At 73.4% G+C, this 22,312-nt stretch carries 27 protein-coding genes; 9 read left to right on the top strand and 18 right to left on the bottom strand.

Going from position 1 to position 22,312, the window contains the following annotated elements:
• Positions 1 to 31: 31 nt before the first annotated feature.
• On the bottom strand, positions 32 to 949 hold the full coding sequence (locus tag HAV39_RS04295; protein WP_191837835.1) for a LysR family transcriptional regulator: 918 nt from the start codon (positions 947 to 949) through the stop codon (positions 32 to 34).
• 71 nt (positions 950 to 1,020) lie between these two features.
• On the opposite strand from HAV39_RS04295, the gene HAV39_RS04290 reads away from it, so the two are divergent.
• The gene (locus tag HAV39_RS04290) at positions 1,021 to 1,929 is read left to right on the top strand and encodes a cyclase family protein (RefSeq protein ID WP_191837834.1); all 909 of its coding nucleotides are present in this window, start codon (positions 1,021 to 1,023) and stop codon (positions 1,927 to 1,929) included.
• A 19-nt stretch (positions 1,930 to 1,948) separates the two neighbouring features.
• Positions 1,949 to 2,245, top strand: coding sequence for a CBU_0592 family membrane protein (locus HAV39_RS04285; RefSeq protein WP_191837833.1), 297 nt, complete (start codon positions 1,949 to 1,951; stop codon positions 2,243 to 2,245).
• A gap of 49 nt (positions 2,246 to 2,294) precedes the next feature.
• On the opposite strand, the gene HAV39_RS04280 is transcribed toward HAV39_RS04285, so the two are convergent.
• The 4 genes from HAV39_RS04280 to HAV39_RS04265 all read right to left on the bottom strand — a co-directional run bounded on the left by HAV39_RS04280 (position 2,295) and on the right by HAV39_RS04265 (position 5,311).
• Entirely contained in the window at positions 2,295 to 3,560 is a 1,266-nt protein-coding gene (locus HAV39_RS04280) for an RNA polymerase sigma factor (RefSeq protein ID WP_191837832.1), read from the bottom strand.
• A complete protein-coding gene (locus HAV39_RS04275; RefSeq protein WP_191837831.1) occupies positions 3,557 to 3,922 on the bottom strand; it encodes a YciI family protein in 366 nt (121 codons plus the stop codon). The genes HAV39_RS04280 and HAV39_RS04275 overlap by 4 nt, the downstream gene beginning before the upstream one ends.
• A gap of 123 nt (positions 3,923 to 4,045) precedes the next feature.
• Entirely contained in the window at positions 4,046 to 4,549 is a 504-nt protein-coding gene (locus HAV39_RS04270; protein WP_203736372.1) for a GNAT family N-acetyltransferase, read from the bottom strand.
• Positions 4,550 to 4,582: 33 nt separating this feature from the next.
• Positions 4,583 to 5,311, bottom strand: a complete 729-nt coding sequence (locus HAV39_RS04265) for a sulfite exporter TauE/SafE family protein (RefSeq protein WP_191837829.1) — start codon at positions 5,309 to 5,311, stop codon at positions 4,583 to 4,585.
• A gap of 138 nt (positions 5,312 to 5,449) precedes the next feature.
• On the opposite strand from HAV39_RS04265, the gene HAV39_RS04260 reads away from it, so the two are divergent.
• Positions 5,450 to 5,668, top strand: a complete 219-nt coding sequence (locus HAV39_RS04260; protein WP_170213204.1) for a hypothetical protein — start codon at positions 5,450 to 5,452, stop codon at positions 5,666 to 5,668.
• A gap of 114 nt (positions 5,669 to 5,782) precedes the next feature.
• Here HAV39_RS04260 and HAV39_RS04255 read toward each other — a convergent pair whose 3' ends face one another.
• The 6 genes from HAV39_RS04255 to HAV39_RS04230 form a co-directional block, all read right to left on the bottom strand.
• On the bottom strand, positions 5,783 to 6,796 hold the full coding sequence (locus HAV39_RS04255; RefSeq protein ID WP_191837828.1) for a DivIVA domain-containing protein: 1,014 nt from the start codon (positions 6,794 to 6,796) through the stop codon (positions 5,783 to 5,785).
• Between the two features lie 198 nt (positions 6,797 to 6,994).
• A complete protein-coding gene (locus tag HAV39_RS04250; RefSeq protein ID WP_191837827.1) occupies positions 6,995 to 8,761 on the bottom strand; it encodes an aldehyde ferredoxin oxidoreductase C-terminal domain-containing protein in 1,767 nt (588 codons plus the stop codon).
• On the bottom strand, positions 8,758 to 9,753 hold the full coding sequence (locus HAV39_RS04245; RefSeq protein ID WP_191837826.1) for an aldo/keto reductase: 996 nt from the start codon (positions 9,751 to 9,753) through the stop codon (positions 8,758 to 8,760). Before HAV39_RS04245 ends, HAV39_RS04250 begins: the two co-directional genes overlap by 4 nt.
• A 23-nt stretch (positions 9,754 to 9,776) precedes the next feature.
• Positions 9,777 to 10,295 carry a LutC/YkgG family protein gene (locus HAV39_RS04240; RefSeq protein WP_191837825.1) on the bottom strand — a complete coding sequence of 173 codons (519 nt, stop codon included), beginning with the start codon at positions 10,293 to 10,295 and terminating at the stop codon, positions 9,777 to 9,779.
• On the bottom strand, positions 10,282 to 11,715 hold the full coding sequence (locus HAV39_RS04235; RefSeq protein WP_191837824.1) for a lactate utilization protein B: 1,434 nt from the start codon (positions 11,713 to 11,715) through the stop codon (positions 10,282 to 10,284). Before HAV39_RS04235 ends, HAV39_RS04240 begins: the two co-directional genes overlap by 14 nt.
• Positions 11,712 to 12,392, bottom strand: a complete 681-nt coding sequence (locus HAV39_RS04230; protein ID WP_191837823.1) for a (Fe-S)-binding protein — start codon at positions 12,390 to 12,392, stop codon at positions 11,712 to 11,714. Before HAV39_RS04230 ends, HAV39_RS04235 begins: the two co-directional genes overlap by 4 nt.
• A 124-nt stretch (positions 12,393 to 12,516) precedes the next feature.
• Between HAV39_RS04230 and HAV39_RS04225 the strand changes: the two genes are divergently transcribed.
• Both HAV39_RS04225 and HAV39_RS04220 read left to right on the top strand, forming a co-directional pair.
• Positions 12,517 to 13,827: an enolase C-terminal domain-like protein gene (locus HAV39_RS04225; protein ID WP_191837822.1), complete on the top strand. Its 1,311-nt coding sequence runs from the start codon at positions 12,517 to 12,519 to the stop codon at positions 13,825 to 13,827.
• The gene (locus HAV39_RS04220; protein WP_191837821.1) at positions 13,820 to 14,554 is read left to right on the top strand and encodes an SDR family NAD(P)-dependent oxidoreductase; all 735 of its coding nucleotides are present in this window, start codon (positions 13,820 to 13,822) and stop codon (positions 14,552 to 14,554) included. The genes HAV39_RS04225 and HAV39_RS04220 overlap by 8 nt, the downstream gene beginning before the upstream one ends.
• Positions 14,555 to 14,704: 150 nt before the next feature.
• On the opposite strand, the gene HAV39_RS04215 is transcribed toward HAV39_RS04220, so the two are convergent.
• Both HAV39_RS04215 and HAV39_RS04210 read right to left on the bottom strand, forming a co-directional pair.
• Positions 14,705 to 15,547, bottom strand: coding sequence for a fumarylacetoacetate hydrolase family protein (locus tag HAV39_RS04215; RefSeq protein WP_191837820.1), 843 nt, complete (start codon positions 15,545 to 15,547; stop codon positions 14,705 to 14,707).
• Positions 15,544 to 16,386 carry an amidohydrolase family protein gene (locus HAV39_RS04210; protein WP_239120728.1) on the bottom strand — a complete coding sequence of 281 codons (843 nt, stop codon included), beginning with the start codon at positions 16,384 to 16,386 and terminating at the stop codon, positions 15,544 to 15,546. Before HAV39_RS04210 ends, HAV39_RS04215 begins: the two co-directional genes overlap by 4 nt.
• Before the next feature lie 101 nt (positions 16,387 to 16,487).
• Here HAV39_RS04210 and HAV39_RS04205 point away from each other — a divergent pair, with 101 nt between their 5' ends.
• Positions 16,488 to 17,171: a GntR family transcriptional regulator gene (locus HAV39_RS04205; protein WP_239120727.1), complete on the top strand. Its 684-nt coding sequence runs from the start codon at positions 16,488 to 16,490 to the stop codon at positions 17,169 to 17,171.
• Between the two features lie 160 nt (positions 17,172 to 17,331).
• Positions 17,332 to 18,183 carry a tetratricopeptide repeat protein gene (locus tag HAV39_RS04200; RefSeq protein WP_191837818.1) on the top strand — a complete coding sequence of 284 codons (852 nt, stop codon included), beginning with the start codon at positions 17,332 to 17,334 and terminating at the stop codon, positions 18,181 to 18,183.
• Positions 18,184 to 18,187: 4 nt separating this feature from the next.
• Here HAV39_RS04200 and HAV39_RS04195 read toward each other — a convergent pair whose 3' ends face one another.
• A complete protein-coding gene (locus HAV39_RS04195; RefSeq protein WP_191837817.1) occupies positions 18,188 to 18,742 on the bottom strand; it encodes a riboflavin biosynthesis intermediates N-glycosidase in 555 nt (184 codons plus the stop codon).
• 73 nt (positions 18,743 to 18,815) lie between these two features.
• Between HAV39_RS04195 and HAV39_RS04190 the strand changes: the two genes are divergently transcribed.
• A complete protein-coding gene (locus HAV39_RS04190; protein WP_203736371.1) occupies positions 18,816 to 19,301 on the top strand; it encodes a macro domain-containing protein in 486 nt (161 codons plus the stop codon).
• On the opposite strand, the gene HAV39_RS04185 is transcribed toward HAV39_RS04190, so the two are convergent.
• The 3 genes from HAV39_RS04185 to HAV39_RS04175 form a co-directional block, all read right to left on the bottom strand.
• Positions 19,298 to 19,906: a VOC family protein gene (locus HAV39_RS04185; RefSeq protein ID WP_191837816.1), complete on the bottom strand. Its 609-nt coding sequence runs from the start codon at positions 19,904 to 19,906 to the stop codon at positions 19,298 to 19,300. The genes HAV39_RS04190 and HAV39_RS04185 overlap by 4 nt on opposite strands.
• Before the next feature lie 347 nt (positions 19,907 to 20,253).
• Positions 20,254 to 20,532, bottom strand: a complete 279-nt coding sequence (locus HAV39_RS04180) for a hypothetical protein (protein ID WP_191837815.1) — start codon at positions 20,530 to 20,532, stop codon at positions 20,254 to 20,256.
• A 38-nt stretch (positions 20,533 to 20,570) separates the two neighbouring features.
• Entirely contained in the window at positions 20,571 to 21,143 is a 573-nt protein-coding gene (locus HAV39_RS04175; protein ID WP_191837814.1) for a DUF4291 domain-containing protein, read from the bottom strand.
• 139 nt (positions 21,144 to 21,282) lie between these two features.
• Here HAV39_RS04175 and HAV39_RS04170 point away from each other — a divergent pair, with 139 nt between their 5' ends.
• Complete coding sequence (locus HAV39_RS04170; protein WP_191837813.1) at positions 21,283 to 21,780, top strand: hypothetical protein; 498 nt, start codon at positions 21,283 to 21,285, stop codon at positions 21,778 to 21,780.
• Here HAV39_RS04170 and ssuE read toward each other — a convergent pair.
• Entirely contained in the window at positions 21,770 to 22,303 is a 534-nt protein-coding gene (gene ssuE, locus HAV39_RS04165) for an NADPH-dependent FMN reductase (RefSeq protein WP_191837812.1), read from the bottom strand. The genes HAV39_RS04170 and ssuE overlap by 11 nt on opposite strands.
• Positions 22,304 to 22,312 lie beyond the last annotated feature (9 nt).

The following is a 22,312-nucleotide window of genomic DNA, read 5'->3' as shown; positions in this document are numbered from 1 at the left end:
TGCCCTTCCCAAGCACAGTGCCTGGCGCGTCCTAGGAGGGTGGGGTGGTGGCTTGGGCTCGGGTGGTCAGGGCGGCGGCGACAAGGCGGGCGGCGGGGCTGGGTTCGTGGCGGCCGCGGCGGTGCATCAGGTCGAGGCGGCGGGCGCCGACCAGCGGGGTGGTGATGGCGCGGACCGCGGGATGCTCCTCGGGCCGGGCCATCGCGGGGACGACGGCGGCAGCCAGGCCCGCGGCGACCACGGCGAACGCGGCGGGGAAGTCCAGGCACTCGTGCCGGCGGTCCAGGATCAGGCCGTGCTGGGCGCAGACCCGGTCGAGCACGCGGCGCACGGCGGTGTCCGGCGGGCCGTCCACCCAGGGCCGGTCACGCAGCACGTCGAGGTCGCTGACCGGGCCCCAGCGGCGCGGCACCACGATCCGGTACGGGTCGTCGAACAGCTTCACCGTGCGCAGCCCGGCCGGGTCGCGGGCGGGCGCGGCCGCGTCGGACTCCGTGATCAGCAGATCCAGCTCGCCGGCCCGCAGCGCGGCGCGGCCCGGCTCGGGCTCGTACTGCCGGATGCGCAGCGCCACCGCGGGGGCGCTCTCCCCCAGCTCGGCGGCCACCGGCACGACCAGGTGCCGGATCGCGGTCGGGAACGCGCCCACGTTCACCGGCCCGGCGACCTGCCCGGTGAACGCGGCCAGCTCGTGCTCCGCGGCCGCGAGCACCTGCCCGAGCTTCGCGGCGTGCCCGGCCAGCATCCGCCCGGCCGCGGTCAGCCCGGCCGCCCGCCGCCCGCCCAGCTGGGAGCGGTCCAGCAGGGTCACCCCGGTCTCCGCCTCCAGCCGCGCGATGTGCTGCGACACCGCCGACGGGGTCAGGTGCAGCACGGACGCCGCGGCGAGCACGCCGCCCGCGTCGGCGACGGCACGCAGCACAGCGAGGCGGCGCGGGTCGATCTGCATTCAGTCAGGCTACATGCTGCATGAAGAGATCGTCGCTTGTGCTGTATGCCGAGACCGGTGGATCATGGGGTATGACCGAATACCGGGCGTCGTTCGACGCGGACGTGACCTTCCTCAACGGCGGCGGCATGCAGGCCCAGGGCTTCCGGCTCGACGTGCCCGGCCCGGACGTCACCGCCGACGACCTGGCCGGCCTGTTCGTCGGCCACCTCGGCCTGCTGATGGTCGACCAGGTGCGGCTGTCGGGCGTCGAGGTCTTCGCCGAGGCGCACAAGGGCTCCCGCGGCGGCCCGTCCGGCGACGCCGCGACCGGCCCGGACACTCGGCTGGTCGACCTGAGCCACGTCATCGAGGCCGGGATGACCACCTACCCCGGGCTGCCGGGGCCGGAGATCCTGCCGCACCTGACCCGCGCCGACTCGCGCGGCGTCTACGCCGAGGGCACCGAGTTCACCATCGACCGGATCAGCATGGTCAGCAACACCGGCACCTACGTGGACAGCCCGTTCCACCGGTATGAAGGCGGTGTGGACCTGGCGGGCCTGCCCCTGGAGTCGCTGGCCGACCTGCCCGTCGTCGTGGTCCGGGTGACCGGCGCGGCCGAGCGGGCGATCACCGCGCAGACGCTCGCGCCCTACGACGTCGCCGGCCGGGCGGTGCTGCTGCACACCGGCTGGGACCGGCACTGGCGCACCGAGGCGTACGGCGTCGCCGCCCCGTACCTGGCCGAGGACGGGGCCCGGCACCTGGCCGCCGCAGGCGCGCGGCTGGTCGGCATCGACAGCGTCAACATCGACTGCACCGACGGCAAGACCCGGCCCGCGCACTCGATCCTGCTGGACGCGGGCATCCCGGTCCTGGAGCACCTGACCGGCCTGGGCGAGCTGCCCGTGCACGGGGCCCGGCTGCATGCGGTGCCCGCCCCGGTGCGCGACTTCGGCACCTTCCCGGTGCGGGCGTACGCGCTGGTGCCGCGATGAGCGTCCCCGGGCCGCTGCCGTGAGCGTCGGGCTGCTCGTCGAGGTGGTCGGCTGGCTGGGCGCGGCCGCGCTGCTGCTGGCGTACGGGCTGCTGTCCAGCGGGCGGCTTGCCGCCGGCACGACGTATCAGCTGCTCAACCTCGCCGGGGCGGTCGCGCTCGCGGTCAACGGCATCGTGCACCGCGCGCTGCCGTCCGTGGCCGTCAACGTCGTCTGGCTCGTCATCGGCCTCGCCGCCCTGCGCGGCCTCGCCCGCCGCCGACACGCCCGCCACCGCGCCGAAACGCACGACGAGCCTGCCCAGCCGGATAAGTGAGACGGGAAGGGCGCCTTCTCCGACGCGGAGCGTGCTGAGCTGCTGCTCGTCACGCTCCGCGTGCCGACGAAGGTGCCCTTCCTTCGTTCTGGGCGGCGCGGGTCGTGAGGTGGCGGCGTTCGGGGAGGTTGGTGGCGAGGGCGGCGGCGGCGCGGTAGGCGGCGGCCGCGGCGGCGTAGTCGCCGGACTGTTCGAGCAGGTGGGCTCGGGTGGCCAGGAGGCGGTGGTGGTCGGCCATGCGGGGGTCGGCGGCCAGCGTGGTCAGCAGGTCGAGGCCCGCCTGCGGGCCGTGGACGTGGCCCACGGCGACAGCGCGGTTGAGGGTGACCGCGGGGCTGGGGGTGACCTGTTCGAGCAGCGTGTACAGGGCGAGGATCTGGCGCCAGTCGGTGTCGGCCATGGTGGGGGCCTCGTCGTGGACCGCGGCGATGGCGGCCTGGAGCTGGTACGGGCCGACCGCGCCGCGCGGCAGCGCCTCGCTGATCAAGGCAACGCCCTCGACGATGCGGGACCGGTCCCACCGGCCCCGGTCCTGCTCGGCCAGCGGGACGAGGCTGCCGTCGGCCGTCGTGCGGGCGGGGCGGCGGGCGTCGGTGAGCAGCATCAGCGCGAGCAGGCCGGCGACCTCGGGGTCGTCGGGGAGCAGCCGACACAGCCAGCGGGTCAGCCGGATCGCCTCGTCGGACAGCTGCGGGGCGGTGAGGTCGGGGCCGGCGGTGGTGGCGTACCCCTCGTTGAAGATCAGATAGAGCACCTGGAGCACGGCCCGCAGCCGGGCGTCGCGGTCGGCGGCCGCGGGCATCGCGAACGACGCGCCCGCCGCCTTCACACTCGCCTTGGCCCGGCTGATGCGCTGCGCCATGGTCGCCGTCGGCACCAGGAACGCCGTGGCGATCTGCTCGGTGCTCAGGCCGCCGACCGCGCGCAGGGTCAGCGCGACCTGGCTCGGCGCGGCCAGCGCCGGATGGCAGCACAGGAACAGCAGCGCCAGCGAGTCGTCGCGGTCGGGTTCGGCGTCGGCGGGTGCGCCGAGCAGCGCCGACTGCGGCGTGGCCAGGGTGACCGTCTCCTCGCGGCGGCGGCGCGCGGACTCGCTGCGCACCTCGTCCAGCAGCCGGTGCGCGCCGACGGTGATCAGCCAGCCGCGCGGATTGTCGGGCACTCCGTCGGCCGGCCATTTGGCCGCCGCGACCAGCAGCGCCTCCTGCACCGCGTCCTCGCAGGCGTCGAACATGCCGTAGCGGCGGACCAGCGCGCCGAGGACCTGCGGCGCCAGTTCGCGCAGCAGGTCCTCGACGCGCCGGTCGACAATCACAGGTCGTTGACCGGCGACTCGTGCAGGACCGGCCACAGCTCGACCGGGTCCTTGTCGGTCCACGGCATGTCGGCCGCGATCTCCTCGGCGCGCTGCTGGCTCTCGCAGTCGAGCAGGTAGAAGCTCGCGATGTACTCCTTGGTCTCCAGGTACGGCCCGTCGGTCACGGCGGGTTGCCCGTCCGCGCGGCGGACCAGCTTCGCCAGTGCGACGTCGGCCAGGCCGTACGCGCCGAGCAGCTCACCGGTCTCCTTGTACTTCGCGTTCCAGGCCTCCTGCTTGGCGACCTCCACCGGGAAGGTCTCGGCAGGGATCGACGCCCACTTCTCCTGGTTGCCGTAGATCAAGAGCAGGTACTTCATCGCGGTCTTCCCTCCGGTCCGGCGGGCCCCGTCGGCCCGCCCTCACCTCACGGACGGAGCCGGCGGGCCGGTCTCTACATCCGCCGGAAAATTCTTCCAAGATTTTTGCCAGGCCCCGGCCGATCAGGGTTTCCGCAGGTCGTAGCGCCAGTCGTTGCTGCGCATGAGGCTGCCCGGCGGGTACTCGAAGTCGTACGGCCCGACCAGCTCGAACCCGGCCTTGCGGCAGATCGCGTTCGACGGCAGGTTGTCCACCCCCGGGTACGCGTGCAGCCAGCGGTGCCGCCCGTCGGCCCGCGCGGTCTCGATCACGGCCTGTGCCGCCGCGACGGCGATGCCCCGGCCCTGGAACTCCGGCAGCACGCTCCAGCCGGTCTCGTAGACCTGCTCGCCCTGCCATTCCCGGTCCCAGTGGCCGATGGTGCCGACCGGCTCGCCGGTCGCGGCGAGCGCGACCCGGAACATGCGGCCGTGCGGCAGCGCCAGGTAGCGCTGGTGGCGGGCCAGCACCTTCTCCTCCGTCTCCGGGCCGCCGAGGTGCCTCTTCATCTCCGGGGTGTTGATCCGGCGCAGCAGCTCGAGATCGTCGTCGGACCACGGGACGAGGCGTACGAGTCGATCAGTCACACGGTCCACCCTGCCTCAGCCCTGCGACAACGGCTACAGGGCCCCCGACCCCACCTTCACCAGCGCCGCCGCCGAGCTGACCACGAGCGCGCCCAGCACCATCCGGCGGAACGTGCCCGCGTCGAACCGGGCGAACATCCGCTCGCCCACCCAGCCGCCCAGCGCCGCCGCCGGCAGCCCGACCGCGGCGACCAGCACGGCCCGGGTGCTGAGCAGGCCCGCGAGCAGGAAGCCGCCGACCGCGACCGGGGACACCGAGGCGAACAGCAGCGCCAGCGTGGCCCGGAACGCGCGCGGCTCCAGCCGCATCGCCTGCAGCGCCGCCACCAGCGGCGGGCCGTTCGTGGCGGTGGCCGTGGTGAGCACCCCGGACAGCAGACCCGCGCCGCGCAGGGTCCAGCCGCCCGGCGCGATGTGCCAGCCCCGCCAGACCACGACCGTGCAGCCCAGCGTCACCAGCGCGATCGTGGCGACCAGCGCGCCGGACGGCAGCAGCCGCAGCGCCAGCACGCCCAGCGGCAGTCCCGCCAGCACCCACAGCAGCAGCCGCCGCGCCGCGCCGGCGTCGATGTGGCGGCGGTGCCCGTACGCGTTGACGGCGTTGAGGGTGAAGCTCACCATCGTGGCGGCGACCACCGCGGGCTGCGGGTCGACGATCATCGCCAGCAGCGGCACGGCGACCAGGGAGAAGCCGAAGCCCGAGATGGCCTGGGCGAAGGCCGCCACGGTGATCACCAGGAAGGCGAGCAGGTACAGGGTCACGGGCGGCACCGTACCCGCAGCGTGACCCCACCCCTGCATCCCGTGAACAGAATGTGAACCAGTCGCCACTCGGGCGGCGGCCGGGCGGGCGGCGAAAATCGCGAGACGTCGACCACGCTCACTGTTAGCGTCGCCGCCATGACAACGCTGGTTCAGGTCGACCTGAGATCCGGAAACCGGATGCTGACGTGCTGGGTGGAGCCCAAGGTCAGAGTCGGTGACCGGATCACGCTGAAGAGCTCCGAGGAGCCGCGCCGCTGCTGGGACGTGCTCCGGGTCGGCGCGCCGCACGCCGCCACCGACATCCGGCGCGGCTGGAACGGCGACCTCAAGCGCGGCTGGCGCGAAGCCCGCTGACCGCGCCGCGGGGGGCCGGGTGGAAGTGATGGTCACTGTCCGGTGTCATGATCTGCGGTCTGACCGCAGATCATGACACCGGACGACGATCTCCGACCGCTGGCGACGGCGTGTTCAGCGGCGCTTGGCGGGCAGGGTGTCCGCGGGGTCGGGGGAGGCCGCGGGCTGCGGGTTGGCGGGGTTGGCGCGCTGGTTGCGGGCGCGCTTGCGGCGGGACTTGTTCGAACCGTTGTGGAACCGCTCCACCGGCTCCTCGATGACCGGGTACTCGTCCTCCAGCACCTCCGGCACCGCATGCGCCGCGGCCTCCGGCTCGTCACGCTGTGCCCCGACCACGATCGGTTCATGATCCGCAGCCGCGACGTCCATCGGCGCGACGCCGGCAGCCCGACCGTCGATCGGCATCGGCCCGACAGGCCGAGCCATCCCCGGCGCGGGAGCAGGCGCCGCATCGGCCGTGCCGGCGTCCGCCGACGCGGCAGCGGGCGCGGCCGGCTCGCGATACCGTTCGGCCACGAGCTCCGGCGTGAGCTCCAGGTCCGATCCGGCCACGGCCGGAGGCTGCTCGACGGCGGCCGCCTCGGCCGCGGGTCGACCCTTTCTCGCCGACGCGAACAGCTCCCGCATCCCGACGGTCTCGCGCGGCGCGGGCTCCGGCTCGGGGTCCGCCGCGGCTTCGGCCAGGACGGTCGCGAGCAGCTCGTCCTTGTCGTGCTGGCGGCGGTGGGCCAGGGCCAGCTCGTAGTCCCGTTTGGCCTGGTAGGCCTCGTCCTCGGCCTTCTGGCGGACCCCGCGAGCCTCCTCGTAGGCGTTGCGCAGCACCTCGAACGCGGTCCGGCGCAGCGTCTCGGCCTCCCGTTCGGCCATCCGCAGGATCGCCTGCACCCGGGGGCCGACGCCGGCCAGCGGGCGCGCCTCGGCGAGTTCGGAGGTCAGTTTGGAGATCTCGATGCGGGCGGCGCCGAGCTGGTTCTCCGCCACGGACAGCCGCTGGATCTCGGCGGCGAGCCGGCGCATGCGCCTGGCGGTGTCCTCGACGTAGGCATCCACCTCGTCCATGGAGTATCCCCACAGCGCGGTCGTGAACAAGTCCTCACTGCGCACCTGGTCAGCGGCGGTACGAGCCATGACGTAAGCCTAGGCAACGACCCCCGCTCCCCCGAGCCGAATCCGTTGATTCGCGCATTCCGGTCAGGACCGGTCCGACTCCGCACCCGACCGTCCGAAGATCGCCCGACTTGCCCGGCAGGTGGTGCGTATCTTGGGCTCGCTTTCGCACAGGTGCCGGGCAAGTCGAGCGATCATGACGGGGTCCCGCGGTGCGGGTCAGGGCGTGCGCCATTCGTGGCGGATGGCGTTCACCGCGGCGGTGAAGGCGGTCCGGTCCAGGACCGCGGCGCGGTGTGCGCCGGTGGCCACGGGTTCGTCGAAGAACCGGGTGGGCAGGGTGCCGGCGGGCACGCCGAGGCGGTCGTTGACCTCCTGCTGGGCACGCAGCCGGTCCCGGCCTAGGGCGAACACCTGCTCCGGGGTGATCGGGCGGCCCGAGGTGGCCCGCACCAGCTCGCAGACCCGGTCGAGGGTGAGCGGGCGGGTCGGTGTGCTGGCGAACGGGCAGATCAGCAGGGCGTCCAGGCCGCTCCACAGGTCGGCCAGGCGCAGCGTGCGGGCGACGTCCAGGGTGGACGCGGGCGCGGGCACGGACAGGCCGATCCGCTCGGCCTCGTCGAAGCAGTGCGGCAGGCCGTGCACCGGGTCGAAGTCGAGGTCGTGCTCGACGGCGTCGTAGCGCGGGCCGATCGGCGCGGCCGCGTACATCAGGCCAAGGCCGGGCTGGATGCGCGGGTCGAACGGCGGCAGCTCGACGCCGCGGCTGGTCATGGCCAGCTCGGGGGCGCCGATCCGGACGGCCAGCGCGGCCGCGCCCTCGCCCAGCGGGTGCCCGGGGAGGGCGGCTCGTTCGACCAGCTCGACCAGCAGCTCGGCGGCCCCGAACCCGGCTCCCGCAGGCAGTTCGGCGGCCAGCCGGGGCGGCAGCACGCCCCGCTCGGCGGCCTCGAACACGCAGGCCAGGGTGCCGCCCAGCGACACCGGATCGAGGCCCAGGTCCTGGCAGCGGGCGTTGGCGGCGAGGATCGCGCCGAGGTCGCCGACACCGAGGTTGGGGCCGAGCATCGCCACGGCCTCCTGGTGCAGCCCGGCGCCCGCGTACCCCTTGACGCAGTCGTTGGGGCAGCCGGGGCAGCCGCCGCCGGACCAGGTCAGGAACTCCGCGTAGCGGTCGGGGTGCAGGCCGGGCCAGGACGCGGGAGCGGTGGCGGTGTCGGCGAAGTTGCGCACCGCGGCCGCGCCGGGCTCGGCCGACGTGCCCGGCCACGCCCCGAAGCCCGGGGCGGCGAGCTGCCAGCCCGCGAGCGGATGGTCCGGCATCTCCTTGCGGTATGCGGTGAACAGCGCCTGCGCCGCGAGCACGTCGTGCGGCCACGGGGCGCGCCCCTCCGCACCGCTGCCGGACGGCACGCAGACCACGGCTTTGATCCGGCGGGCCCCGAGCACCGCCCCGAACCCGAGGCGGGGCAGCGGGAACGACCGGCAGGTGACCACATCGGCGTAGCGCGCCCCGGCCTCCCCGGCGGGCCCGATCACGGCGACGGCGGCGTCCCGCCCGTGCCGGGCCAGCAGCGCGTCGGTGGCCGGCCCGGTCTCCAGGCCCCACAGCCCGTCCGCCGGCAGCACCGCGGCGCGTCCGGCCTCGACGACCACGTAGGACGGTTGCTCGGCGGCCCCGGTGAGGCTGATCCCGGTGATGCCCGCCGCCCGCATGCCCGCCGCGTACGGGCCCTCGGCCCGGGTCTCGGCCACCGCGCCGGACAGCGGCGAGACGCCGACGGCGGCGCAGCGGGCCGTGCCGACCGCGCCCAGCCCCGCGACCGTGCTGGTGACCAGCGCGACCGGCAGCCGCGGATCGGCCGGGTCGGCGGGCCCGTCCAGCGCCTTGCGCAGCGCGGACAGGGCCTGCAGCGGCCCGCCCCAGCCGACGGCGGGCTCGCTGTACTGGCCGCCGCTGCCCAGGTCGAGGTGCAGGTAGGTCATGCCGGTGTCGGGGCGTCGGGGCGCAGCAGGCCCGCCTCGACCAGTTCGGCCCACAGCGCAGCGGGCGGGGCCGGCTGGGCGAACCACTCGGCGCTGCGCTCGACGTGCTCGGGTTTGCCCGCGCCGACCACGATCGACGCGACGGCGGGGTGCGCGGCGGCGAACGCGAGCGCGGCCTGCGGCAGGGTCACCCCGTGGCGGCGGCACGCGGTGGCGATGCCCTGCGCGCGGGTGAGGATGTCGGCGGGGGCGGTGCCGTACTCGTACGGCCGGGTCTCGTCGGGCCACTCCACCGCCAGCAGGCCGCTGTTGAACACGCCGACGTTGAGCACCGAGATGCCGCGCTTGGCGCAGGCGGGCAGGATGTCGTCGAGTGCGGGCTGCTCCAGCAGGGTGTACCGACCGGCGATCATCAGGACGTCCACATCGGTCTCGGTGGCGAACCGGGCCAGGATCGCGGGGTCCTTGGAGCCGACGCCGATCGCGCCGACGACCCCCTCCCGGCGCAGCCCGTCCAGCGCCGGGTATGCCTCCCGCAGCGCCCTGTCCGGCTCCGGGCTCTCGTCCGGGTCGTGCATCAGCACGATGTCGATGCGGTCGTGGCCGAGCCGGGCCAGGCTCTCCTCGATGCTGCGGCGCACCCCGGCGGCGCTGAAGTCCCACACCCGCCGCCGGGTCGCGGGCACCGCGAAGCCGTTGGCCAGGTCGTCGCCCGCTCCGTCGGGCTCGTCGACGAGGATCCGGCCGACCTTGGTGGACAGGGCGTACTCCGCGCGCGGGCGCTCGGCCAGGGCCTGGCCCAGCCGCCGCTCGGACAGGCCCAGCCCGTAGTGCGGGGCGGTGTCGAAGTAGCGGATGCCCGCCTGCCAGGCCGCGTCGACGGTGGCCGCGGCCTGCTCGTCCGGGACGGCCCGGTAGAGGTTGCCGATGGAGGCCGCGCCGAAGCCGAGCGCGCTGACCGCGACCGTGGAGCTGCCGAGCGGGTTGGTCATGATGGATCGCCTTTCAGGTGTCCTCAGGGGTGTACGCAGACGATGTCGAGGCGGCGCGGCCCGTGCACGCCCTCGACCCGGTTGAGCTCGATGTCACTGGTCGCCGACGGCCCGGAGATCATCGTCAGGGGACGCGTCGGATCGGGCAGCGCGGAGATCATGCCGGGCACGTCGGCCACGATCTGCTCGTCGCGTACCACGCAGACGTGGTGGTCCGGGACGAGCGTCAGCAGCCGCCGGCCCTGCCCCGGCCCGGCGTCGAGCACGATCGTGCCGGTCTCCGCGATTGCCACCGCACACCCGGTGAGCACGGACAGCCCGGCCTCGTCGAGTGCGCCCGCGGTCAGCTGCACCGTGCCGTCCGGCAGCGTCGGCACGGTGAGGCGGGTGAGCCAGGGTTCGGCGATGCCCGCCGGCAGCACCACTCGCGAGGCGCCGGCCAGCAGTCCGGCGAGGACGGCGGGCAGTTCGGCCTCGGTGCAGTGGTGCATGCCGGCCCGGTAGTCGCCGGCCCGCTCGGCGAACAGCTCAGGAAGATTCATGCGTGCGCCTCCACCAGTCACGGAACGACTCCGCCGCGGGCAGCGGCGCGTCGCGGTGCGCGGTCCACGCCGACAGGGGCCACGGCGCGCGCCGCAGCGTGCCGCCGTGGCGGCGGGCGATCAGGCGCAGCGGCGCGCTGCCCGAACGGGCCGCCCGCAGCGCGATCCGCCACCGCCGCCGGTCGCGCATCACCCAGCTCAGCGTCGACATCGCCGCCCGCTCGGCGGCCGGTTTCGGGCCGGTCTGGCGCAGGTGTACCAGGATCTCCGGAATGTTGATCTTCACCGGGCAGACGTCGTAACAGGCCCCGCACAGCGTCGAGGCGTACGGCAGGGTCTTGTTGAAGCCCGCGTCCTGCCCGGTGAGCTGCGGCGACAGGATCGCGCCGATCGGTCCGGGGTAGACGGAGCCGTAGGCGTGGCCGCCCGCGCGCTCGTACACCGGGCACACGTTGAGGCACGCCGAGCAGCGGATGCAGCGCAGCGCCGCCCGGCCGACCGGGTCCTGCACGACCTGCGTGCGGCCGTTGTCCAGCAGCACGATGTGCAGCCGCTGCGGCCCGTCGCCGGGCGTCACCCCGGTGAAGATCGAGGTGTACGGGTTCATCCGCTCGCCGGTCGACGAGCGCGGCAGCAGCCGCAGGAAGTCGCCGAGGTCGGCGAAGCGGGGCAGCAGCTTCTCCACGCCGACGACCGCGATCAGCGTCTCGGGCAGGGTCAGGCACATCCGCCCGTTGCCCTCCGACTCGACGATGACCAGCGACCCGGTCTCCGCGATCGCGAAGTTGGCCCCGCACACCGCGACCTTCGCCGCGAGGAACGTCCGCCGCAGATACTCCCGTGCCGCCCCGGCCAGCACCGCCGGCTCGTCGGACGTCGCGGTGAACCCCGGCATGCGCCGCGCGAACAGGTCCCGGATCTGGCTGCGGTTGTAATGGATCGCCGGGACCAGGATGTGCGACGGGGTGTCGTCGGCGAGCTGCACGATCAGCTCGGCGAGGTCCGTCTCGATCGGCGTGACGCCCGCGGCCTCCAGGGCCTCGTTGAGCCCGATCTCCTGCGTCGCCATCGACTTGATCTTCACGACGCTCTCGGCCCGCTGCGCCCGCACCAGCTCGGTCACGATCGCGTTGGCGTGCGCGGCGTCCGTCGCGTGGTGCACCGTCGCCCCGGCCGCGACCGCCGCCGCCTCGAACCGCGCGAGCAGCTCGGCCAGGTTGTCCAGCACCTCGTCCTTGACGGCCGCCGCCCGGTCCCGCATGGGTTCCCAGTCGGCGACCTCGGCCACCACCCGCGCCCGCTTGTCGCGAATGGTGCGCGTGGCCCGCCCCAGATTCGCCCGCAACTGCGCGTCGCCCAGCTCATGCGCCGCCGCCACCGGGAACGGCGTGATCGCCACGATCGGCAGGTCCCGGCTCATGACGGCGCTCCTGTCGCGGCGAGGATCTCGGCGTAGTGGATCGGCCTGGGGGCACCGGGATAGCGGGACAGGCCGCCGCCGATGTGGGCCAGGCAGGAGTTGTCGGCGGCCGCCAGGTATTCGGCGCCGGTGGCGGCCGCGTTGGCGCACTTGTCGGCGAGCATGGCGCCGGAGACGGCGGCGTTCTTGAGGGCGAAGGTGCCGCCGAAGCCGCAGCACTGCTCCGGTTCGGGCAGGTCGATCAGCTCCAGGCCCTTGACCGCGCGCAGCAGCGTCGCGGGGCGGTCGCCCAGGCGCAGTGCTCGCAGGCCGTGGCAGGTCGGGTGGTAGGTGACGCGGTGCGGGAAGGTCGCGCCGACGTCGGTCACCCCGAGCACGTCGACGAGCAGTTCGGAGAGTTCGTAGGCGGGCAGTCCGGTATGGGCGCGCAGGTGCGCCACGCAGGAGCCGGACGGAGACACGATGACGTCGTGCCCGGCGAACGCGGCCTCGGTGAGGCGCTCCAGCTGCCGGGCGGGCGCGGCGTAGCCGGTGTTGGCGTGCATTTGGCCACAGCAGGACTGCGCGGCCGGGAACGCGACCGTATGGCCGAGCCGTTCCAGCAGCGTCACCGTCGCGATCCCGGCCTGCGGGAACAGCGCGTCGTTAAGGCATGTGACGAACAGTGCGATCCGCACGGGGCGGGTCCTCCTTCCTTGACGGTGTCTTGCTCTTGAGGCTAGATCCTATAGGATCCAGGATGTAGCCGGAAGGAGCCAACCACATGCCGACCCACCATTCCCCACCCCGGGGCGCCGCGCGATGAAGCTCATTGATCTGCGCGTGCGCGACATCCGCTTCCCCACCTCCCGCCACCTCGACGGCTCCGACGCGATGAACCCGGACCCGGACTATTCGGCCGCCTACGTCGAGCTGATCACCGACGGCGACGCCGTCGGCCACGGTTTCACCTTCACCATCGGGCGGGGCAACGACATCTGCGCCGCAGCGATCGAAGCGCTTCGACCGTACGTGGTGGGCCAGGATCTGGACACCCTCGACCTCGGCGAGTTCGGCCGCCGGCTCACCCACGACTCGCAGCTGCGCTGGCTCGGCCCGGAGAAGGGCGTCATGCACCTGGCCGCCGGAGCCGTCATCAACGCCGCCTGGGACCTGGCCTCCCGCCGGGCCGGGCTGCCGCTGTGGCGTTACCTGACGGGCCTGTCCCCCGACACGATCGTGGACTGTGTGGACTGGCGCTACCTCACCGACGCGCTGACCCCAGCAGCCGCCCGCGACCTGCTCGCCGAGCGCGAGCCGGGCCGCGCGGCCCGGGCCGAGCAGATCGCCGCCGCCGGCTTTCCGGCGTACACCACGTCGGCGGGCTGGCTCGGCTACGACGACGCGAAGGTGACCCGGCGCGCGCTGCGCGCGGTGGCCGACGGCTTCTCCATGGTGAAGCTGAAGGTCGGCGCGGACCTGGACGACGACCTGCGCCGGTTCACCGCCGCCCGCGAGGCGCTCGGCCCGGACTTCCCGATCGGCATCGACGCCAATCAGCGGTGGGGCGTCGGCGAGGCGATCGGCTGGGTGAGCGCCCTGGGCCACCTGAACCCGTACTGGATCGAGGAGCCGACCAGCCCCGACGAGATCCTCGGCCACGCCGCGATCCGCGTCGGACTGTCCCGGGCCGGCCGCGACGGCACGCCGATCCGGGTGGCCACCGGCGAGCACGTGCACAACCGCATCATGTTCAAGCAGCTGCTGCAGGCCGACGCGGTGGACGTGGTGCAGCTCGACTCCGCGCGGGTCGCCGGCGTCAACGAGAACCTGGCGATCCTGCTGCTGGCCGCGGCGTACGACAAGCCGGTCTGCCCGCACGCGGGCGGCGTCGGCCTGTGCGAGCTGGTGCAGCACCTGTCCTTCTTCGACTACACCTCGGTGGCCGCCTCCCTGGACGGCCGGATGATCGAATATGTGGACCACCTCCACGAGCACTTCGCCGACCCGGTCCGCATCGTGAACGGCAGGTACGCCGCGCCCGAGGCACCCGGCTTCTCGGCCAGAATGCACGAGGAGTCCCTGCTCCGCTACAGCTTCCCCGACGGTCCGGAGTGGAAAGAAGATGTCTGAGTTCGCAGGCCTGGTCGCCGCGGTCACCGGCGGCGCGTCCGGCATCGGCGCGGCGGTCGCCGACGTGCTCGCCGACCGCGGCGCGACGGTGGCCGTGCTCGACCGCACGCCGGCGCAGGGCCGCCACCTGGCCGTCACCGCCGACGTCACCGCGCCGCTGGACGAGGCGATGGCCCGGGTGGTGAGCACCCTGGGCAGCCTCGACATCCTCGTCAACTGCGCCGGGATCAGCGCCGTCGGCACGGTCGAGGACGCCGCCGACGACGAATGGCAACGTTGCCTCGACGTCAACGTGGTCGGCATCGCCCGCGCCAGCCGCGCGGCACTGCCGTTCCTGCGCGGCTCCAAGAGCGGCGTGATCGTCAACATCTCCTCGATCGCCGCCACGGCCGGGTTGGTGAACCGCGCCGTGTACTCGGCGACCAAGGGCGCGGTGCACGCGCTGACCCTGGCCATGGCCGCCGACCTGGTCGGCGAGGGCATCCGGGTGGTCAGCGTCGCCCCCGGCACCGTCGACACACCCTGGGTGGCCCGGCTGCTGGCCGGTGCCGACGACCCCGCCGAGGAGAAGCGCAAGCTCGCCGCCCGCCAGCCCACCGGCCGCCTGGTCACCGCCGACCAGGTCGCCGAGGCCGTCGCCTACCTCGCCTCCCCGCGCTCCGGCGCGACCACGGGCACCTCCCTCGCCGTCGACGGCGGCATGAGCGGCCTCCGCCTGATCCGCTGACCCCGGCCCCACCTCCGCTTTCGATAGACGTTGGCCTATCAGATCGAGTTCGATCTACGATTTCTCGATCAGATAGGCCAACGTCTATGCAAAACGGGGCGAGGGCGGAGGCGATGCGGTACGCCGCCGACCGCACCGCCTCCGGGCCCGTCAGGCCTGGCCCATGGTGACGCGCTGGCGGCCCAGGCCGTCGATCTCGACCTCGACCACGTCACCCTCGGCCAGGTAGGGGAAGCGGCCGGACAGCGCGACACCCTGCGGGGTGCCCGTGTTCACGACGTCGCCCGGGTCCAGCACCGTGTACTGCGACAGGTGCCAGATCAGGTACGCCACGTCGAAGATCATGTCCTTGGTGTTCGAGTCCTGCCGGACCTCGCCGTTGACCCACGAGCGCAGTCCCAGCCCCTGCACGTCGGCGACCTCGTCGGGCGTGACCAGCCACGGGCCCAGCGGCTGGAACGTCTCGCACGACTTGCCCTTGGACCACTGCCCGCCCGACTGCTGCAGCTGGAAGTCACGCTCGGACACGTCGTTGGACAGCAGATATCCGGCCACATGGTCGAGCGCCTGCGCGGGCGAGTCGAGGTAGCGGGCCCGCCGACCGATCACGACGGCCAGCTCCACCTCCCAGTCGGTGGTGGTCGAGCCGCGCGGGATCAGCACCTCGTCGTACGGGCCGACGACGCTGTTCGGGGCCTTGTAGAAGACGATCGGCGTGGTCGGCGGCGTCGCGCCGGACTCGGCGGCGTGCGCCGCGTAATTCTGCCCCACGCACAGCACCACGCCCGGCCGGGCCACCGGCGCGCCCACGCGCAGCCCAGTGACGTCGATCTCGGGCAGGTCCGCCACGGCCGCGCGGACCCGGCCGAGACCGTCTCCGGCCAGGAACGCGCCGTCGATGTCGGGCGTGATGCCGGACAGGTCGTAGTGCCGGCCGCCGGACAGCAGCACGGGCTTCTCCGCGCCGGGGGCGCCGACCCGCATGAACTTCACTGGTTGATCTCCAAACCGTAGGTGCGAATCGCGGTGCCGCCCGCCACGGCGGCCCGCTCCGAGGGCGACAGCCCCGACAGGCAGGAACCGATCGCGGCCAGCGCGTCGGCGTACGAGGCGACCAGCTCGCAGACCGGCCAGTCCGAGCCGATCAGCAGCCGGTCGGGGCCGAACAGCTCCAGCGCGGTCTCCACGAACGGCGCGATCGCCTCGACCGTCCAGTCCGGACCGGCCTCGGTGAGCAGCCCGGACAGTTTGGCCGCGGCGTTGTCGCAGGCCGCCAGCGGCTCGACCGCGTCCCGCCATTCGCGCAACCCGTCCGGCGTGATCCGGGGTTTGCCCAGGTGGTCCAGCACGAACATGGTGTTCGGCACGGCCGCGACGGCCGCGGCGCAGGCGGGCAGCTGGTCGGCGCGCACCACGAGGTCGAAGGTGAGCCCGGCGGAGCCGATCGCGCGCAGCGCGCCGCGGACGTCGGGGCGGGCCAGGTAACCGGGGTCGGTCACCCCCTGGACCTGGTCACGCAGGCCGACGAGCAGGTCGCCGCCGCGCCCGGCCAGCAGCGCGGCGATGGTGCCGGGCAGGTCGGGATCGGTCAGCGAGGCCCAGCCCACCACTCCGGCGATCTCGGGCGCGTCCTCGGCGAGCGAAAGAAAGCGTACGGTCTCGTCGATGTGGCATAGCCCCGCCTCCACCAGCACGGTAGCGTCCACCTTGCCGGTCGGCAGCTCGCGGCGCAGGTCCTCGACGGTGTAGTCGCGGCGCAGCGGCTCCAGGCCGGGTTCGGCCAGCCAGGCGTAGTCGGCGGTCCACAGGTGGTGGTGGGCGTCGATCCGCACGTGTCTGCCCCCTGTCAGGTCCTGTTGAATCATAGATCCTATATCATCGTGGTATCGGTAAGGTGTACTCGCTCACGACGGTGACAGTCAAGGGGTGTCCGATGGCCACAACGCCCATGCACGGCCGGGTCCGACCCGCGCAGCGGCTCACGCTGACCGACGACGTCTACGAGTCGTTGAAGACTCTCATCATGGAGCATGCCATCGCTCCCGGCGAGCGGGTGAGCATCGACGGGCTTGCCCGCACCCTCGAAGTCTCCCCCACTCCCGTCCGGGAGGCGCTCGCCCGCCTGGAGTCCGACGGCCTGGTGCGCAAGCGGGCCATGTCCGGCTACACCACCACGCCGCTGCTCACCCGCACCGAGTTCGACGAGCTGTTCGAGATGCGGCTGCTGCTGGAGACCGCGGCCGCCCGCCGCGCCGCCGGGCACGCCGACGCCGAGCAGCGCCGCCGCGTGCGCGAGGAGGCAGCCGCCACCGTCGCCGTCGAGGCCGGTGACGGCTACCGCCGCCACGCCGCGTTCACCGCGCTCGACGCCCGCTTCCACGACCTCGTCGCCGAGGTGTCCGGCAGCGGCCTGCTGCGCGAGTCCATCATCCGGCTGCACTCCCACCTGCACCTGCACCGGCTCTACTTCCCCTCGGCGGGCACCGGCGACACCGTCGGCGAGCACAAGCGCATCGCCGCGGCCGTCGCCAAGGGCGACGCCGACGCCGCCGCCGACGCCATGCACCAGCACCTCACCTCCGCCCGCGACCGCCACCTGCCCGCCTTCCAGGCCTGACCGAGCCTCGGTCCGGGGCCTGCCCGGACGCAAGGTGTCCAACCTGGTCAGGCCCCGGTCGGAGACCCTGCTGCGGGAGCGGAAAGTCTGCGGTAGCGTGCGGCGACCACGATGCGGACCAGGGGGCAGGACCATGTTCGGGCGTTATCGGACCACTGCCATGAGCCGCGCCGCCACGGCGGCCGGCTACGCGGCGTTCGAGGCCGAGGACTGGCCACTGGCCGGGCAGCGGCTCGCCGAGGCGGCGGCGACGCTGCCGAAGGGCAGGGCGAAGCGGACCATGTGGTTCGACGCCGCACTGGCGTACAAGTTCGCCCGTGACTGGCCGCGTGCCTACGAACACGGCCTGACCGCCGCCTCGCTGGTCAAGCGCGGCAAGCAGGAGCCCGCGTTCTGGAACCTCGGCATCGCCGCCACCATGCTGCGCGAGTGGGACACCGCACGCGACGCCTGGGCCGGCTACGGCCTGCAACTGCCGCCCGGCACCGGCGAGATCGCCGAGGAGCTCGGGCCGACCTGCGTACGCATCGAGACCGACGCCGGCCAGGAGGTCGTCTGGGCCGTCCGGGTCTGCCCGACCCGGGCCCGGATCGTCAACGTGCCCTTCCACCCCTCCCGCCGGTTCGGCGAGGTGGTCCTGCACGACGGCGTGCCCAACGGCGAGCGGGTGGCCAACGGCCGCACCGTTCCGGTCTTCGACGAGATCGCGCTGTTCACGCCCTCCGACCTGGCGACGCTGACCGTCGACGCGGACGCGCCCGAACAGGCCGACATCAAGGCGCTCGCCGAGCTCTTCGCCGACGAGAGGTACGGCGTGGAGCTGCCGTCGACCAGGCGCGACCTGTGCGCCTGCTGCAGCGGGTCCACGGTGCGGCAGGACCAGGTCATCCCGGTCGGCCGCCAGCAGGTCCTGCTCGCCGCACCGCTGGAGCACGCGCGCAAACTGCTCGACCGGTGGCGGGCCGAGCGTCCGGGCGAGCGCTCCTGGGAGAACCTCCACCCGGCCGCCTGACGCCTCAGCCGGACGCGAGCTGCTCGCGTGCTTCCATCAGGGCGAAGCCGAGCAGGTTCAGGCCCCGCCAGCGCTGCGGATACCAGGCGTCGCCGTCGCGGGCCGACAGGCCGATGCCCCAGATCGCGTCGACCGGGCTCGCCTCCACCAGCACCCGCTCACCGGTCGACAGCAGGTATGCCCGCAGCGCCTCGTCCTGGCCGAACTTCGCGAGACTGCCCGCCAGCACGATCCCGTACCGCTCGCGCTCCCAGACGGCCCGGCTGAAACCGCGGACCTCGCGCCCCAGGCCCTTGGCCTGCTGCGGGTGGTCCACCGTGAGAATCCGGCCCGCGACGTCGGCGTCGCCGAACAGCGTCGCCTTGCGCCACATCATGTAGTGCTCGGCGGTCGCGAACTCCAGCCCGTCCACCGTGAACGAGGCCTGCCACCACTGGCTCAGGCAGCTCGGGCCGATGCTCCCGTCCCCGGACGGCTGGTGCCCCCAGAACATCAGGTACTTCACCCGCCGCCCGCGCTCGGCGAGGGTGACGAGTTCGGCGACGCTGCGAGGTGACATGCCCGCCAGTGTCGCGCAGCGCGGGTCCGCCGCGCGTCACGATTTCGGTCGACCGTCGTCACACCGTGGCGGCATGATGCCCACCGTGACCACGCTGACGATCATCAAGGGCGACGCGACCAGCCCGCAGGCCAAAGGCCCGAAGGTGATCGCGCACGTCTGCAACGACGCCGGCGGCTGGGGCAAGGGCTTCGTGCTGGCGATCTCCCGGCGCTGGCCGGAGCCGGAACGCGACTTCCGGCGCTGGCACCGCGAGCGGGCCCGCAACGACTTCGGCCTCGGCGCGGTCCGCCTGGTGCGGGTGCTGCCGGACACCTGGGTCGCGAACATGGTCGCCCAGCACGGCACGAAGACCGGCAGCTCGGGACCACCGATCCGGTACGAGGCGGTCGATGCGTGCCTGAGGACGCTGGCCGCCGAGGCCACCCGGCTCGGTGCCTCCGTGCACATGCCGCGCATCGGGTGCGGGCTCGCGGGCGGCCGGTGGGAACGCATCGGCCCGATCGTCGCGGACAGCCTGCTCGCCGCGGGCGTCCCCACCACGGTGTACGACCACTAGGCGGACACGGACTCCCACCGGAAGCCGTCGAGGTCGACGAAGCCTCCGGCGTCGCTGCCGACGGCGATGCGGTGCGAGCCCGAGCCCTCGGGTGACACGCCGGAGTCCTTGGCGGCGAACTTGCGGCTGTAGAGCGCCATCTTGATGGTCGAGGTGCCGAATTCGACGTACTTGCTGCCGAAGCTCTTGGCCACCGGCAGGCCGCGGTCGGCGTAGAACTGCCTGGTCGCCTTGACGTTGTCGACGCCGAGCAGCAGCACCACATCGTTGACCTGCCGCGTGGCGGGGCCGGAGTTCTTCTTCTCCGCCGACGCGAGCTTCCAGATGGTGCCGAACGGGTCCTGGACGGTGCCGCCGTAGCCCCAGAAGCTCTTGCTCGCCGGCTTGAGCGTCGTCGCTCCGGCGGCCAGGGCTGTGGCGAAGAAGCTGTCCACGTCGCATGGCTGGGGCACGACCAGCGAGATCGCGTAGCCGCGGAATCCGGTCGACGGTTCGTCGCCGGCCCGCACGCGGATGCGCTCGCCCAGCCCGAAGGCCGCGGTGTAGAACGTGTCGGCGGCGGCCAGGTCGGTGACTTCGAGGACGAGGTGGTCGATGGAGGTCATGGCGTACTCCTTGAGAAGGTTGTCGTGGATCGCTGTGTCTGAGCACAGCTTCGCCTCCCGGGCGACCCGCCCACATCCGTGGTGACCACGGAAGCCGCCACGGAGCGGGCACACGGAGGCACACGCAGAACCGGCCCGGCTGGGCATCCCCCTCGATTTCGGCATCAGACGGCCGCGACCGGCTTACTGCCGCCGGCGCTGGCCGACCGCACCCGGGACTGGTTCACCACCCACCACAGCCGGTCGGAGGGCCCGGCACCCGCGCCGGCGATCGCCCGATTGGCCGAACAGTCCCAGCCCGGGGCCACATCCCCGGCCTGGGACCGACTCGCCCAGCTCATACGGGGCTAGAGGCCGCTGCCGCCCGCGGCGTCACCGTAGGCGGAGTTCTCCAGGATCGCGGCGCTGTAACGGTCGCCGGGCCGGTCCCCGTCCTGGAAGTGGCCGCGGTCCGGGCGGCGCGACGACGACTCCCGGCGCAGGCCGCGCGTGGCCCGCCGGGCCGCGGCCAGCCGCTGCGCCGCGGTCACCGGCCCCGGCCGCCGGCCCCGCCGCCACAGGTGCAGCGCGGCGACCGCCACGGCCGCATTGACCAGGACCGCCAGCACCCCGAGATATGGCGACATGGGCCCACGGTAGGACCGGGGATCAACCCGCGTCGGGCCTACGACTCCCCGAGGGCGTACGGCTGCTCGTCGGGCAGCAGCCGTCGTGCACCGTCCAGGTCACGGGCGGTGACGAGCGCGTGGATCTCGTGGGCGAGCGCGGTCACGTCGGCGATGCCGACGGTCCAGTCGTCGACGTAGCCGTCGACCGCGGTCCCGGACAGCCCGACCTGGATCGCGCGGTGTGCCAGCGGCCGCAGGTGCAGGTCACGTTCGGGGTCCCACTGCACCCGCACCGGGGAACGCTTCAGTGCCCGCCGCCACTGCGCCTGGTCGGCGTACACGTCGCGGTCGTGGTGGCTCGGCACGGCCTGGCGCACCGCGGCGTCGAATCCGGCCCGGCGCAGGCGGATCGCCAGCACCCGTTCCTGGCCTTCCTTCGTGGCCCAGCCGCAGCGGTACATCATCCACAGGAAGGACGGCTTGATCCAGGTCATCCGATCGCGGCGGTACCAGTCCGGGAAACGTCCCAGCGCGGCCGCGGTATCGCCGATCTCCGGCCGGTACGCCTGGTAAACGGTGATCGTCTCGTCGTCGTGCAGCGCCCGGATCTGTCGTGTCGGCACTGTCATGCCCTGGATGATCCGTCGTCGGCCGGTTCCGGTCGACCGGGTTTACAACTGCCACGCCAGGCACATCGGGCGGGCGACGCGGTGCAAGCGCACGGTAATCCGCTTGTCCGGCCGCAGCGCCGTGGGAACCCTGGCGGGTATGCACGATGATCCCGTCGCCGCCGCGCGCCGCCTCGTCGAGGACCGATTCCCTGCCGCCCGGTGGGCGATGCTCACCGGCCCGGACGAGCACACGACCCGGCTGCAGGCGCACTGTGCGGACGTGCTCGCGGCCGGGCCCCGGCCGCTCACCGCCGACCAGCTGAACATGCTGCGCGGCCTCGCGGACCTGTCCGACGACCTGGTGCACGCGGCCGAGCCGGTCGAGGCCGCCGCCACCGCGGCGATGCTGTGGCAGGCGGTCGCCGACGCGGCCTGCGCGACCGCCCGGCCGCCGCACTGGCGCGGCACCGGCAAGTGGCGGGCCCGGGAACTGCTCGACCTCGACGCGGCCTACGCGGCGCGCTGGCTGGCCGCGCGGCACGACCCGCAGGCGCTGCTGGCGATGGCGGCGGAGCAGATCGCGGCGACCGGAGGCCCGCTCGTCGACCGTTTCCGCGTCGGCGGCGAGCGCGGCGGCGCCGCGGTCAGGCGGTGACCTTCGAGGTCAGGGCGGCGGCGAAGGCGGCGACGACGCCGTCGAGCAGGGTGCGGGCCGGCTCGGCGATGACGATGTCGCCGTCGGGCGCGTCGCTGATCAGCTGGTCGTGCACGAAGTAGCCGGGCAGCACGTGGGTCGCGCCCATGGTGGTGAGCACGGGCCGCAGCGCGTAGTCGATGGCCAGCACGTGCGCGACGGTGCCGCCGGTGGCCAGGGGCAGCACCGTCTTGCCCGCGAGGGCGTACTGCGGCAGCAGGTCGAGCAGCGCCTTGAGGATGCCGCTGTAGGCGGCCTTGTACACCGGCGTCGCGACGATCACGCCGTCGGCGGCCTGGAGGCGCTCGGCGATGTCGAGGATCACCGGATGCGACGGGTCACAGCCGAGGAGCACGTCGGCGGGCAGGTCGCGCACGGCGATGGTGTCGATCTCGGCGTCGAGCGCACCGGCCACGTTGGCCAGCACGCGCGCGGTGCGCGAGGTCGGTGACGGCGAGCCGCTGATCGCGACCACAACAGCCACGTCCACCTC

This window comes from Catellatospora chokoriensis (assembly GCF_011297315.1).
GTDB lineage: Bacteria > Actinomycetota > Actinomycetes > Mycobacteriales > Micromonosporaceae > Catellatospora > Catellatospora citrea.
Note: the sequence above shows the minus strand (reverse complement) of the source record. Positions and strands in the feature narration are given on the sequence as shown.